The 13,246-nt window shown below is 66.2% G+C and carries 12 protein-coding genes; 2 read left to right on the forward strand and 10 right to left on the reverse strand.

Annotated features, from left to right (window positions below):
• The 6 genes from GDH07_RS27180 to GDH07_RS27205 all read right to left on the reverse strand — a co-directional run bounded on the left by GDH07_RS27180 (position 1) and on the right by GDH07_RS27205 (position 7,305).
• Positions 1-531 carry a DUF3087 family protein gene (locus tag GDH07_RS27180; protein WP_152899451.1) on the reverse strand — a complete coding sequence of 177 codons (531 nt, stop codon included), beginning with the start codon at positions 529-531 and terminating at the stop codon, positions 1-3.
• A gap of 126 nt (positions 532-657) precedes the next feature.
• Positions 658-2,151, reverse strand: a complete 1,494-nt coding sequence (locus tag GDH07_RS27185; protein WP_152899452.1) for a PepSY domain-containing protein — start codon at positions 2,149-2,151, stop codon at positions 658-660.
• A 53-nt stretch (positions 2,152-2,204) separates the two neighbouring features.
• Positions 2,205-4,373 (reverse strand): TonB-dependent receptor, encoded by a 2,169-nt coding sequence (locus tag GDH07_RS27190; RefSeq protein WP_152899453.1) that lies wholly within the window; start codon positions 4,371-4,373, stop codon positions 2,205-2,207.
• A 118-nt stretch (positions 4,374-4,491) separates the two neighbouring features.
• The gene (locus GDH07_RS27195; RefSeq protein WP_022639809.1) at positions 4,492-4,875 is read right to left on the reverse strand and encodes a DUF2946 domain-containing protein; all 384 of its coding nucleotides are present in this window, start codon (positions 4,873-4,875) and stop codon (positions 4,492-4,494) included.
• A 293-nt stretch (positions 4,876-5,168) separates the two neighbouring features.
• A complete protein-coding gene (locus tag GDH07_RS27200; protein WP_022639810.1) occupies positions 5,169-6,080 on the reverse strand; it encodes a universal stress protein in 912 nt (303 codons plus the stop codon).
• 97 nt (positions 6,081-6,177) lie between these two features.
• Positions 6,178-7,305 (reverse strand): MFS transporter, encoded by a 1,128-nt coding sequence (locus tag GDH07_RS27205; RefSeq protein WP_152899454.1) that lies wholly within the window; start codon positions 7,303-7,305, stop codon positions 6,178-6,180.
• Positions 7,306-7,402: 97 nt separating this feature from the next.
• On the opposite strand from GDH07_RS27205, the gene GDH07_RS27210 reads away from it, so the two are divergent.
• Entirely contained in the window at positions 7,403-8,167 is a 765-nt protein-coding gene (locus tag GDH07_RS27210; RefSeq protein ID WP_152899455.1) for an AraC family transcriptional regulator, read from the forward strand.
• A gap of 11 nt (positions 8,168-8,178) precedes the next feature.
• On the opposite strand, the gene GDH07_RS27215 is transcribed toward GDH07_RS27210, so the two are convergent.
• The 4 genes from GDH07_RS27215 to GDH07_RS27230 form a co-directional block, all read right to left on the reverse strand.
• On the reverse strand, positions 8,179-8,619 hold the full coding sequence (locus GDH07_RS27215) for a carboxymuconolactone decarboxylase family protein (protein ID WP_022639813.1): 441 nt from the start codon (positions 8,617-8,619) through the stop codon (positions 8,179-8,181).
• A gap of 261 nt (positions 8,620-8,880) precedes the next feature.
• Complete coding sequence (locus GDH07_RS27220) at positions 8,881-10,323, reverse strand: mechanosensitive ion channel family protein (RefSeq protein ID WP_085600113.1); 1,443 nt, start codon at positions 10,321-10,323, stop codon at positions 8,881-8,883.
• 265 nt (positions 10,324-10,588) lie between these two features.
• Positions 10,589-11,215 (reverse strand): isochorismate family cysteine hydrolase YcaC, encoded by a 627-nt coding sequence (gene ycaC / locus GDH07_RS27225; protein WP_022639815.1) that lies wholly within the window; start codon positions 11,213-11,215, stop codon positions 10,589-10,591.
• A 141-nt stretch (positions 11,216-11,356) separates the two neighbouring features.
• Positions 11,357-12,232: a pirin family protein gene (locus tag GDH07_RS27230; RefSeq protein ID WP_053137284.1), complete on the reverse strand. Its 876-nt coding sequence runs from the start codon at positions 12,230-12,232 to the stop codon at positions 11,357-11,359.
• Between the two features lie 97 nt (positions 12,233-12,329).
• Between GDH07_RS27230 and GDH07_RS27235 the strand changes: the two genes are divergently transcribed.
• On the forward strand, positions 12,330-13,238 hold the full coding sequence (locus GDH07_RS27235; protein ID WP_031320202.1) for a LysR substrate-binding domain-containing protein: 909 nt from the start codon (positions 12,330-12,332) through the stop codon (positions 13,236-13,238).
• Positions 13,239-13,246 lie beyond the last annotated feature (8 nt).

Below are 13,246 nucleotides of genomic sequence, written 5' to 3' on the forward strand. Positions count from 1 at the left end.
TCAGCGTGGCTGGTGCGCCTTGACCGCTTCCAGCCATTGCGCCTGAAGGCGCTCCTGCTTCGGGTCGATGCCCTGTTCGGCCAGCAGCGCCAGGTGCCGCTCCACCTCGCCGAGCATCTGCCCATGGGCACTGGAGTTGGCATCGAGCTGGTGCATCTGGCCCAGCCCCAGGTGATAGAAACGCAGCAGCTTGAGGGCCGCCGGGTCACGGGCGGCCACCCCGGCGGTGACCTGGTGCATGACGTTGGTCACCCGCATCAGGCTGCGCTTGAGGCGCCAGCCATAGACCGCCGCCGCCATCCACGGCTGGTGCCAGAACACAGTGCGTACCAGGGCTGCGCAGACCAGCAGGCCAACGCCCACCCCGGTGGCATTCCAGACCAGGTTGTCGCCGCCACCCTGGCCGAACAGCGCCACCGCGGCGCTGGAGAACAGCATGGCCAGGGCAATGAACACCAGGGCGATGATCAGGGTGCTGCGCCGGGTCTGCCGGCGGTAGAGCTCAGGGTCCTGGGGGGTGATGACGAACATGGGGCGATGGGCTCCACTGGCAAGGAAATGGGCGGGCATTATCACCGCTGGCGGCCACGGCGGTGACGAAAATCGCCGCACAGGACGGAAATATCCCCTCGACTTGATCCAGGTCGGTATTCACCGCTATCGCTCCCGGGACCGGCGAGGACGCAATGCGCGCCCCAGGCGCCGCCAGCCCAGCACCACACCGCTGACGCTGATCAGCAAGCCGCCGGCACTGAACAGCAACATCCACAGGTCCCACAGTGGTCGCTTGCCCAGCAGCGGCAGCCAGTCCCAACTGTGCAGCAGGGCGAACAGCCAGCGCGAGGCACGCCGTGGCTGGTCCAGCTGGCCCACCACGGCGCCGGTGTAGAGATCCAGGTGCAACCAGGTCCGGGCCGGATCGTCGAAGCGCACCCGCAGTGCCGGCAAGCGCTGCTGCAGATGGCCGAGCATGCTCTGGGGCTCCCGGGCGTAGTAGTAGAAGTCGTAGGCCTGCAGTTGCTCGACCTGCAGCGGTTGGCCAGGGCTGATGGCCTGGGCCGCCTGTTGCAGGGTGCGGGGCTCGAACCGCGACAACACCCGGTCCGCGGCCATGTCCAGGATCCGCGTGCGCCCGGCGCCGTCGTAGCCGATCACGTAGCCCTGGCCGGCAATCATTCGCCACTCCAGCTCCCGGGCCCGCAGGCCGTCGCCGGCAAAGCGCTCCAGGACCTGGCGCGCATCCAGGGGAAAGGCCGCGGCATCGAGCGCCGCGCCCTGGTACGCCGCCAGCGACAACGGCCGAGCGCTGCTGAAGATCTTCCATGGATTCATCGACATCAAGCCACTGAAGATCCAGGTGATGGCGAGCACCCCGAACAGCAAGCCGCCCAGGTGATGCCAACGGGCAAAGCCCTGGTAGGGCGAGCGCGAGCCATTGCGAAAGGTGCGGCCAAAGCGCCAGCGCAACAGGCCTACCGCCAGGCCCAGGACCGCCATCAATGTCGCCCCCAGGGACAGGTAGGTGACGATCGGCCCCCAGGCGCCATCGATGCCGATGCCGCGCAACGCATACAGCCAATGCAGCCAGGCACCGATCCAGTTCCAGGCCCGTTCATTGGCGGTGGCATCGCGCACCACCTCGCCGGTGCTGGCGGAAACGTACAGCAACCGGTCCTCGGCATCGGCCACCGCCACCCGATGCAACGGCCGGTCGCCATCCAGGGCCCGGGACAGGCTCCAGGTATCCTGCGCGACTACGCCACGCTCGCTTGCGGCCACCCCCGGGGCGAACTGGCGAGCCGCCGCCAGCGCCTGTGGCCAGTCGGTGGGGGGCATGGGCCGGGCGCTGCGGGCGTCCACCGCCTGCTTGCGCGCTCCGGGATATTCCAGGACATAACGCGGGGTTCCGGCCACCGTGAGCAGGCGCAGGCTGGTCGGCGCTTGCCCGCTGTCGGCGGCCGCCAACACCCGCTCCAGGCTGGCGCCCTCCTGGTCCAGGACCAGCGGCGGCAGGTGAGCCAGGTGTTCGGCGGGGGTCAGCTTGGGATATCCGACATACAGCATCACGGCCCCGGAGATGAACCACAGGGCCATGAACAGGCAGGCGACGATCCCCAGCCTGCGGTGCCAGAGGTACAGGTAACGCTTCATCACATCGATCTCGCAGCGACGCGGGACACCCTCGGGCGCCCCGCCGGTTCAGGTCAGAAGCGCGTTTGCAGCGCCAGCTCGAAGGTCCGCGGTGCCCCCAGGTACAGTTGGGTCGGCGCGGTGCTACGGGCGTATACCCGGTCGGTGAGGTTGCGTACCCGGGCGGTGACCCGGGTATCGGCATCGACCCGATAGCCGACGAAGGCGCCGAAGATCGCGTAGCCCGGGGCATAGCGGGTGTTGGCCGCGTTGGCGTACATCGACGACACATAGCGGCTGTCGGCCCCCACCTGCCAGGACGGGTCCAGGTCGTAGGTCAACCACAGGTTGGCCACCTTCTCGGGAATGTTCGTGGGACGGTTGCCCTTGCGCGATACCGGCCGGCCGCCGACGTTTTCATAGAACTCGTCGTACTGCGCATCGACATAGGCGAAGTTGCCCTCGGCCAGAAGCTTGGGCGTGACCCGCAGCGACGCCGCCAGCTCGACCCCGCGGGAAGACTGCTGGCCCACCGGCTGGCTATTGCCGGGGTTGGCCGGGTCGGCGGTGGACAGGTTCTTGCGTTCGATGCGGTAGGCCGCCAGGGTGGCCGAGCCGCGCCCTTCGAGGAAGTCGAACTTGCTGCCGATTTCCCACTGGTTGCCGGTGCTCAGGTCGAAGTCGCGCACCTGGCCATAGCTGGCGGTGGTGAGGACCCCAGAGGGCGGATCGGCGGCGGTGCTGTATTGCACATAGACATTGGCCGTCGGGGTCAGCTCGTAGACCAGCCCCAGGCGCCCGGTGGTGGGCCGGTACTTGCGCTGGAAGAATGCCGGGTTGGCAGCGTTGACGGCCCGGTAGTTGGTCACTTCCAGGTCGATCTGGTCATGGCGCAGGCCACTGAGCAAGGACAGGCGCTCGCTGAGTTGCAGGCGGTTTTCCAGGAACAGCGCCCAGGTGTCCACCTGGTTGCGCCGGTTCTTGTCGAAGCTGCGGCGCACTCCGGGCAGGTCCCAGAAGCTGCCGGGCTCGAAGCGGTCCGGATCGAGCTGGTCGCCCGGGCCCGGCAGGGACAGCGGGTAGTTGCTCATGACGTTGTGGCTGTAGTCGATGCCCGTCGACCATTGGCTGTCCAGGCCGAACACATTGCCCTGATGCAGCAGTTCGAAGCGATTGCCGTTGAGCTCCTGGGCATGGCGCTGGAGCAAGGTGCCGGAACGGATCACCCGGGAGTTGTCGGCGTTGTAGGCGTAGTTCTCGACGTTGCGGTATTCGCGATCGGCGTTGTAGTGGTACAGGGTGTTGCGCAGCGAGGTGGCGTCATCGAGCTGGTAGTCGATGATCGAGCGCAACCAGCGCACCCGCTGCTCGTAGCGACCGTCGTCGACGTTGTAGTTCTCGAAGCGCCGGCTGCGCTGCACTTGCATCTTGCCCTCCAGCGGCGCCAGGGCCGGGGTTCCCCAGTAGGGACTGTCGACACGCTCGTCCTGGTATTCGAAGGCCAGGGTGTGGGACAGCTGGTCATTGATATCCGTCAGCAGGGAAAAGGCCAGGGTCCAGGCATCGCGTTGCTCGCGGTCGATGTAGCCGTTGCTGGTGCTGTGGTTGAAGTCCAGCCGCGCGTAGTGCCGGGGGCCCGGTCCGGCGTTGAGGGCGTGGTTGAAACCCAGGGACAGGGCGCGGCTGTCGTAGGAGCCGTAGCTGATCCGCCCTTCGTTGAACGACTCGCTGCGCGAGGCCAGCTTGGTGATGTAGTTGATGGAACCACCCACGGCCCCGGCGCCGTAGAGAAAACTCGAGGGCCCGCCCACCGCCTCGACCCGATCGTAGATCCAGCTGTCCACCGGCCGCGCGGCGATGGAGTCGTACTGCACGCTGATGCCATTGAACAACTGGGTGATCTGCGGCCCGGAGAAGCCACGATAGGACACGAATCCCGGGATACCCGGCGACGAAGCGGCGTTCATGCCCGGCATGCCCAGTAGTACATCCTGGGTCGTGGCAGCACCGCGCTGCTCGATCTGCTGGCGCTCGACCACGCTGATCGACGCCGGGGTCTGCCTGGGGGTCAGGCCCAGGCGCGAACCGGTGGTGCCCTGGGTATCGAGTTGCAGGCCGAACTTCTTCTGTTCATCGGCGCTGATGCGCATCTGCGGCAGTTCCAGCGTGCCCTCGGCCAGGGCATTGAAAGACAGGGCGCAGCACAGCGCCGCGCAGCTTGGAGAGCGATACAGGTACTTCATAGTCTCGGACTCGGAAAAAACCATCGAATGCCGCCCGCCCGTGGCCACGCGAACGCGCGCACGGCAACAGGCCAGGGACGGCAATGAGGCGACCGCGATGGGTCGCCGGGGAGCCAGGTCAGCTCAGAGGGGGAGCCCGAGGGTTGAGGGGCGGCCAGCCATAGCGTGGCGGCGCCTTGTCATGCTGCGCGACCTTGGGTCGTTGCAGGCGCTGGCGACGCAACAGCCAGGCCAGGCAGAACAGCAGCCCCAGGCCCAGGGTGACGGCCGAGCACAACGGGCAGACCAGGGTATTGAGCCAGCCGGCACCTGCCTGGTCGCTGAAGTCGGTGTCCACCGCCGGGCCCTGGTTGCCCAGGGCGGAGCAGAACTGCCCGCCTACGCCATTGAGCTCCAGCCCGGCCACCTGGCCATGACCCAAGCCGCAGACGAACACGTTGAACAGCACGCAGAAATACAGCGTCCAGGCAACGTAGCGGCGATAGGGTGAGGTGCGAGTCATGGGGCGCAAGGTTAACAGCCGGCAACGCCGTGGAAAATCACCGTTACATTTTTCGTCACCCCATCCACTGCGCCAGGTGTCCCTGCTGCCGCAGGCTCGGTACGAGCCGCCGGGGCTTACGCGTTCAACCTGAAACACTGCGATGGCGGGCGCTGCGCACCCGGTCGCAGCCTCGCCCGCTCGGCAGCGGCTACAAGGGCTGGCACGGCTTGGTGTAGCCGCTGCCGCAGGCAGCGTACGACTCGGCACGAGCGGATCATGCGCTCAGCCAGGGATACCGCGCTGGCGGGCGATCATTCGCGGTCCTGGGACTTCACCGCCAGGATGCTGCCCGGCATCGAATACAACGCTCGCTCGGTGGTGCTGCCGATCAGCCGGCCAAAACCGCTGCGGTGCACGGTGCCCATGACCACGGCGTCCACCAGGTACTCGTCGACGAACTGGGCGATGCCCGGGACCGGTGGTCCCATGATGAAGTGGCGAAACTCCTGGGGCACGTTGTGCGCGTCTCCCAGGCGCTCGAACTCCTTGTGCAGGGAATCACGCAACTCGTCCAGGCAACTGGCGCTCCAGGCTGTGGAAGCCACCGGCGCCACGCCGTCGAGCATCGGCATCAGGTCATAGGCATACAGCAGGTGCAACTGCGCGTCGCACTGCAAGGCCAGGGCATTGGCGGTGCGGATGATCTGGGCATTGAGGCCGCTGATCTGGGTATCGGACTGGGCCGGGTCCACCGCCGCGACGATCCGCCGTGGCAGGTTGTTCGGCGCATCGTTGACCAGGTGCACCGGCACCGGGGCGTCGCGCAGCAGGTGGCAGTCCAGCGGTGTGACGAAGACCCGCTTGAGCGCCGATTCCAGGGTCACGTCCTTGATCAGCAGGTCAGGCTGGAACTCGGCGATGTAGTCCAGCATGTCCTTGAGCACCTGGGTGCTCCAGACCACCTGGGTGCTGACTTCCACCCCCTGCTCGCGCATCCATTGCGCCTCCACTTGCAGCCAGCGCTCATGGCGTTGCAGATAGGCCTGGCGCTCGCTGTCCTCCAGGTGTTCTTCCCACAGGTAAGTGCGCGCTGGCGGTTCGACGAACACCAGGGCATGCAGCTTGGCGCCACTGGCCCGGGCCAGGGCGGCGGCCCGGCGGGCGGCGGGTGACTGGTGCTGCTGGGGATCGGCGATCAGCAGCAGACGCTGGTACTGGCTCATGGTGCACCTCCTTGTTGGGCAGTGGCCTCGAGTGTCGAGCCTGGCAGCCACGAACGCCTTGATACGCATCAACGGCGCCAGCGCTTCTCCATCAAGACTAGCGGCGCAAGCCCGGCAAGCACAGCAACAGGGCCATTGCGCCGCACAGGCACAGGCTCGCCCCCAGGGCCTGGCCCCAGCCCACCAGCAGCAATCCGGCACCGATCAACAAGTAATAGAACAGGCCGAACAAGGCCCCGGCACTGCCCAGCCGGTCGCTGTAGGCGGTCAGGGCCGAACCGAGGATATTCGGGATCGCCAGGCCGAAACCCAGCACCACACCGCCCATGGGCAACACCAGCCACAGGCTGTGTTGCAAAGCCAGTACTCCCAACCCCCCGGCCAGCACCGCCAGGGCCGCCAGCACCAGCAGCCGGGCACTCTGCCAACCGCGCCCGAGCAGCCAGCGATTGCACCAGGCGCCACAACCGGAGCCCAGGGCCAGCAACGCGCCGCTGTAGCCGAACCATTGCTCGCCCTGCCCCAATTGGCGGAACAGGAAGGGACCCAGGCTGTAGTAGCTGAGCAACGCGATGTTGAACGCCGCCACCAGCAGCGCCGAGCGCCAGATACCAGGGTCGCGCAGCATCTGCCACAGGGTCCCGGCCAGGGGCGCCAGGGGCTGGGCCGACGGCCGGGTTTCCGGCAGCGCCCGGGCACAACAGGCCAGCAGTATCAGGGCCAGTACCAACAGGGCCGCCAAAGCCCCGCGATACCCCAGGGCCTGGGTCAGGCCCGAACCGGCGAACAGGCCAATGGCCGGGCTGGCCGCCAGCACCATGCCGACCAGGGAAAATACCCGGGCCAGTTCACGCCCCTGGAACAGGTCCCGCAACAAGGTCTGGGTCACCACCGAGCCAGCCGCCACGCCCACGGCGGCCAGGGCCTGGCAGCACAAGAAGGCAGCGAAGTTGCTCGCCAGCAGCCCCAGGCACTGGGCCAGGGCATACAGGGCCAGGCCGCCCAGCAAGGCCGGGCGTCGGCCCCAGCGATCGCTCAGGCGGCCCCACAAGACGACGCCCGGGGCAAACCCCAGAATGAATACCGAAAGGCTCTGGGCCGCCTGCTCCGCAGGCACGTCGAAGGCCTGGCCGACATCGGCCAGGGCCGGGCTGTAGAGGGTCTGGGCGATCTGCGGAAACATCAGCAAAACCATGGCCAGGGGCAATAAGGTACGGGGATTCATCAGGCTGCTCGGCAAGAAAAACACGCCGGCGATTCTAGGCAGGCGGCATTGGCGTATTATCGAAATCTTGCCAATAAACATCGGAAAACAGACAACCATGGCATGGCTCGAGCCCCAGGCCCGCTTCGACCCGGACGCCTTCACCACCCCAGTGATCGGCATCGCCGCAACCCTGGGCGATCACGACTCCGGCCTGCACCAGCACCAGCGCGGCCAGTTGCTGTACACCCGCCAGGGCTGCACGCGCATCACCCTGGCCGACCGCCTGTGCCTGCTGCCGCCCTCACGAGCGGCATGGATACCCTCCGGCGTCCGCCATCGCGCCCAGATGCAGCAAAGCGTGGACTACCGCTCGCTGTACTTCTGCCGCGAACTGGCCCCGCGGCTGCCAGCGGAGGTGGCGGTGATCGAGGTCAGCCCACTGTTGCATGCGGTGCTGGAGCCCATGGCCCAGGCCGCCTTCGATTGTGACTGGAGCCAGGGGCGCTACCCGCACCTGCTGGGCCTGTGTCTCGAGGAAATCGCTACGGCCGCGCGCCAACCGCTGTCCTTGCCCCTGCCCCGGGACAAACGCCTGCGACCTCTGCTGGACGACCTGCAAAGCCTGCCGCCGGAACTGCAGGTGCTGGCGACCCGGGTGGGCGCCAGCAGCCGGACCATCGGCCGCATTTTCCAGCGCGAGACTGGCCTGGGCTACCAGCAGTGGCGCCAGCAATGGCGGCTGATGCGGGCCATCGAATTGCTCGCCACCGGTCGCAGCATCAGCTACAGCGCCTTCGAACTGGGCTTTGCCAGCGACAGCATCTTCATCGCCTTCTTCAAGGCCATGACCGGTACCACGCCTCGCGCCTACTTCAAGTGAGGCTCGGCGCCTCAGGCCTGGGGCAACTTGCGAAAACCCACCGCCAGGCGGTTCCAACTGTTGATGGTGGAGATCGCCATGGTCAGGTCGACGCATTCGCTGGGGCTGAACTGGCCGGCCAACAGCTCGTAGTCGGCGTCCGGTGCCTGGGTCTCGCTGAGCCGGGTCAGGGCTTCGGTCCAGGCCAGGGCGGCGCGCTCGCGCGCAGTGAAGAACGGGCTTTCGCGCCAGACCGCCACGGCGAACAAGCGGCGCTCGGTCTCCCCTTGCTTGAGGGCATCCAGGCTGTGCATGTCGACACAGAAGGCACAGCCGTTGACCTGCGAGGCCCGCAGCTTGACCAACTCGATCAGGGATTTTTCCAGTGGCAGCCGTGAAACCGCGGCCTCCAGGGCGAGCATGGCCTTGAGGGCGTTGGGCGAAGCGGTATAGAAATCCAGGCGTGGTTGCATGGGGTGGCTCCAGTTCAGTCAAGATGCCGCCACGTTACGCCGCCCCCAAGTGCCGACCAATGGCCAATCCCCGGGAACTTGGCTAGACCAATGCCTGGTGCTTCGTGTAGCCGTATGACCTGCCAGCCCGCATCGTCGGCGCGGTTTGTGCGATAGGCCTGCGAGCGCGTACCGGCGGGCGCTGCGCACCCGGTCGCAGCCTCGCCAGCTCGGCAGCGCTACAGGGACTGGCGCGGCTGCGGGATGGTCTGTCGGCGCGCCTCAGGTGCGGCTACGCAGCCATTGCATGAAGCCCTTTTTCAGCACCGGCTTGGGTTGGGCCTGGGTCAGGCTCTGGGCCATATGCCGACGGAAATCCAGCAGGTTCTTCATGGCTTCGTTGATGTCGTGGCGGGCATCCAGGCACGGTTTGAGGAACTCGTTGTCGATGCGGTACAGGCTGCAGAAGGTCTTGGCCGAGAACTGCGCCAGGGTCGCCTCCTCGGACACCACTCCAGCCTCGCCGATCACCTCGCCCGGCCCCATGCGTCCAGCCTCGAACGGCTGGCCTTCGCGCTGCATGGTCACCGACACCACTCCAGACTCGATGATGAACAAATGATCGCTGACCTCGCCGGCCGGCAGGATGACCTCGCCGGCACGGAAGGTCTGCAACTGCATGTTCTGGCTGAAGGTGTCCTTCTCCTCCTGGCGCAGGGTGGAAAAGATGCTCGAGGTGTCCAGCAGCGCCCGGGGCCGGGATGCGCCCGCCGCTTGGCTGGCCTCGTTGCTGGACAACAGGCTGACGCCACTGGCCTGCAGATGACGGAACGCCAGGTCGAACAGTTGATTACGCACTTCGCGTTTTTGCCCCATGCTGGCGACGAAACCGCTGATCTCGTACTCCGCGCCAGTGCTGCTGGTGCTTTTCATGGCGACGCTGGCAGCCGGGCTGGCCAACAGGAACCGGCAGCCCAGGGTCGCGCGCTCCAGGGCCTCGATGACCTTCTGCGGCCGGGCATGGGGGCTGACCTGCAGGCTCACCGCCACCCCATGGACATCGCTGGGCCGGCTGAAGTTGGTGATCTTGGCCTTGGAGGCCAGGGAGTTGGGGATCACCACCATGCTGCCCTGAGAGGTCTGCAGCCGGGTGGCTCGCCAGTCGATGTCCAGCACCCGTCCCTCGGTGCCGTCGATGGCGATCCAGTCATCGATCTGGTAGGGCTTGGTGGTGTTGAGCACGATCCCGGAAAACAGGTCGCTGAGGGTGCTTTGCAACGCCAGGCCGACGATGATCGCCAAGGCCCCGGAGGTCGCCAGCACGCCCTTGACCGGCAGTTCCAGCACATAGGCCAGGGCGGCGATGATGGCGACCAGGAAGATCAGCGCCCCCATCAAGTCCTGCAGCAACCGTCCGGTATGACCGACCTGCTGCATCATCAGGGTGCCCAGCAATACGGTCAGGGTCCGCGCGCCGAACAGCCACCAGCCGATCTCCAGGCCAGTGGCGGCCAGGTGCAGCGGTACATCGTCCGGCCAGGGCGCAGCTTGCAGGGGGTTCATGCCCTGGTTGAACAGCATCAGGCTGTAGAGGCAGAAGATCAGCACCCGCACCGCCAGTTTCCAGTACTCGCCTCGGGCGCCTATCACCCGCCAGAGCACGATATCCAGGAACAGCAGGAACAACGCGGCCAACAACGGATGGTCGGTGAACAGGGAAAACATCGAGGCGCTCCGGCAAGACGAGGACGGCAAGATCGCACGAAAGGGCTTGCAGCAGGTATAGCCGCAAAAGCCGGGCATGGAGGGAAAGAGATCAGCCGCCGGGATACGGCGGCTTCAGGGGCCTATCAGGCGTAGCCGCTGCCACAGGCTGCGCCCGGTTCGGCACGAGCTGCCCAACTTGCCTGGGTAATGAACCCCGCGCATTGGCGAGTGCTGCGCGCCCGGTCGCAGCCTCACGGGCTCGGCAGCGGCTACCAGGACCGGCTTACTTGCCCTGGGTCAGGGTGTTGTAGCTGGTCATCAGGTTGCGGTAGTCAGGGATGTGGTTGGAGAACAAGGTGCCCAGACCCTCGATGTCGTTGCGCCAGTCACGATGCAGCTCGCAGGCCAGGCCGAACCAGGTCATCAGTTGGGCGCCGGCGGCGGACATGCGGTTCCAGGCCGAGTCGCGGGTCAGTTCATTGAAGGTACCGGAGGCATCGGTGACCACGAACACCTCGAACCCCTCTTCCAGGGCCGAGAGCGCCGGGAAGGCCACGCAGACTTCGGTCACCACGCCGGCGATGATCAGTTGCTTCTTGCCGGTGGCCTTGACCGCCTTGACGAAGTCCTCGTTGTCCCAGGCATTGATCTGGCCAGGACGGGCGATGTACGGCGCATCGGGGAACAGCGTCTTCAGTTCGGGCACCAGCGGGCCATTGGGGCCGGTTTCGAAACTGGTGGTGAGGATGGTCGGCAGCTTGAAGTACTTGGCCAGGTCGCCCAGGGCCAGGACGTTGTTCTTGAAGCGATCGGGGTCGATATCGCGCACCAGCGACAGCAAGCCGGCCTGGTGGTCTACCAGCAGAACGGCAGCGTTGTCCTTGTCCAGGCGTTTGTAAGCAGTAGTCATGATGAAGTCCTCGCTAATGATCGATGCCGGGCAATCCGGCCTGAGTTAAACCCGTGGAGCCCATCCGTGCTTGACGGTGGGTCACGGGGTACAGCACGCGACGCGCAAGAGTTGCCCTGCGAGCCGCGCCAGCGCTGCCGGTCAGTGACCGGCGGCGTCCATCTGGCCGAAGCGTCCCGATTGGAAATCGACGAAGGCCTGGTGAATCTCCTCTTCGCTGTTCATCACGAACGGGCCGTGGCCGACGATGGGTTCGTCGATGGGCTCGCCGCTGAGCAGCAGCACGATCGCGTCGCTGTCGGCCTCCAGGCCGAGCAGGTCGCCATCGCGCTCCAGCAATACCAGCTGGCCTTCGCGCACCCGCTCCTGGCCATTGACCTGCAAGGTGCCGCGCAACACTACCAAGGCCGTGTTACGCCCGGCCTGCAGCTCCAGGTCCAGGGGCTTGCCGGCCCGCAGGCGCAGGTCCCAGACGTCGATCGCGGTGAAGGTCCGGGCCGGGCCCTGGCGACCGCCGAACTGACCGGCGATCAGGCGCAGGCTGCCGGCATTGCCCGGCAGTGGCAGTTGCGGGATGTCGTTGGCCAGGATGGTCTGGTAGCCAGGCGCGGCGAGCTTGTCCCGGGCCGGCAGGTTGACCCACAGCTGGACCATTTCCAGGTTGCCGCCACGGCGGGCGAAATCGGCGGAGTGAAACTCCTCGTGGAGGATCCCCGAGGCCGCGGTCATCCACTGCACGTCACCCGGGCCGATCTTGCCGCCGCTGCCAGTGGAGTCGCGGTGCTCGACCTCACCGTCGTAGACGATGGTGACGGTTTCAAAACCGCGATGGGGATGCTGGCCGACCCCGCGCCGGGCGCTGGTGGGGCTGAACTGCGCCGGGCCGGCGTGGTCGAGCAACAGGAACGGACTGATGTGCTGGCCCATCTGGTCGTAGGAAAACAGGGTGCGGACCGGAAACCCGTCGCCGACCCAATGGGGCCTGGGGCTGGTGTAGATACCGATGATGTTTTTCATGTAGTCCTCCAGAACTTTCTGATGGACACACCTTAAATCCAGCACCTTTGACCCGCTAGACTGCAAAAATCGCCCTTAGCGTTCTATTTGGAGAACGATCTTGGAAGACCTCAATACCCTCTACTACTTCACCCAGGTAGTGGAGCATCGCGGCTTCGCCGCCGCCGGAAGGGCCCTGGACATGCCCAAGTCCAAGCTCAGCCGGCGCATCGCCCAGTTGGAGGAACGCCTGGGCGTACGCCTGATCCAGCGCACCAGCCGGCACTGCTCGCTGACCGAGATCGGCCAGGAGTACTACCAACGTTGTCTGGCCATGCGGGTCGAGGCCGAAGGCGCGGCGGAAGTCATCGAGCGCAATCGTTCCGAGCCCCAGGGGCTGGTACGGGTGGCTTGCCCCACCGCCCTGCTCAACTCCTGGGTCGGGCCGATGCTCACCCGCTTCATGCTCAAGTACCCGTTGGTGGAATTGTTCATCGAGAGCACCAACCGCCGGGTCGACTTGATCCACGAAGGGTTCGACATCGCCCTGCGGGTGCGCTTCCCGCCACTGGAAAGCACCGACCTGGTGATGAAGGTGCTGGGCAACAGCACCCAATGCCTGGTGGGGCATCCGGACTTTCTCCAGCGGCTGTCGAGCCCGCCCTCGCCGGCCGACCTCAGCGGCCTGCCGAGCCTGCACTGGGGCGCGGGGCAACGGGACTACCAATGGCAATTGCAGGGCCCGGACGAGGCCGAGGCCCTGATCCGCCATCACCCACGGCTGGTCACCGACGACTTGATCGCCTTGCGCCATGCGGTGCTGGCCGGGATCGGCATCGCCCACCTGCCCCTAGTGGTGGTGCGCGAGGACCTGGAGGCCGGGCGCCTGCATGAACTGGTTCCCGGCTGGGCGCCGCGTTGCGGGATTGTCCATGCCATCTTCCCTTCGCGCCGCGGCCTGCTGCCGTCGGTACGCGGCCTGATCGATTTTCTCGGCGAGGAGTTCAGCCACAGCGACATGGCCTGAAGCGCGGG

This window comes from Pseudomonas piscis (assembly GCF_009380155.1).
Classification (GTDB): domain Bacteria; phylum Pseudomonadota; class Gammaproteobacteria; order Pseudomonadales; family Pseudomonadaceae; genus Aquipseudomonas; species Aquipseudomonas piscis.

Excerpts from the sequence above, each read along its gene's own strand:
- GDH07_RS27185 (WP_152899452.1), bottom strand. The coding sequence starts at position 2,151 with ATGAAGCGTTACCTGTACCTCTGGCACCGCAGGCTGGGGATCGTCGCC.
- GDH07_RS27210 (WP_152899455.1), top strand. The coding sequence starts at position 7,403 with ATGGCATGGCTCGAGCCCCAGGCCCGCTTCGACCCGGACGCCTTCACC.
- GDH07_RS27200 (WP_022639810.1), bottom strand. The coding sequence starts at position 6,080 with ATGAGCCAGTACCAGCGTCTGCTGCTGATCGCCGATCCCCAGCAGCAC.
- GDH07_RS27195 (WP_022639809.1), bottom strand. The coding sequence starts at position 4,875 with ATGACTCGCACCTCACCCTATCGCCGCTACGTTGCCTGGACGCTGTAT.
- GDH07_RS27205 (WP_152899454.1), bottom strand. The coding sequence starts at position 7,305 with ATGAATCCCCGTACCTTATTGCCCCTGGCCATGGTTTTGCTGATGTTT.
- GDH07_RS27180 (WP_152899451.1), bottom strand. The coding sequence starts at position 531 with ATGTTCGTCATCACCCCCCAGGACCCTGAGCTCTACCGCCGGCAGACC.
- ycaC (WP_022639815.1), bottom strand. The coding sequence starts at position 11,215 with ATGACTACTGCTTACAAACGCCTGGACAAGGACAACGCTGCCGTTCTG.
- GDH07_RS27220 (WP_085600113.1), bottom strand. The coding sequence starts at position 10,323 with ATGTTTTCCCTGTTCACCGACCATCCGTTGTTGGCCGCGTTGTTCCTG.
- GDH07_RS27230 (WP_053137284.1), bottom strand. The coding sequence starts at position 12,232 with ATGAAAAACATCATCGGTATCTACACCAGCCCCAGGCCCCATTGGGTC.
- GDH07_RS27190 (WP_152899453.1), bottom strand. The coding sequence starts at position 4,373 with ATGAAGTACCTGTATCGCTCTCCAAGCTGCGCGGCGCTGTGCTGCGCC.
- GDH07_RS27215 (WP_022639813.1), bottom strand. The coding sequence starts at position 8,619 with ATGCAACCACGCCTGGATTTCTATACCGCTTCGCCCAACGCCCTCAAG.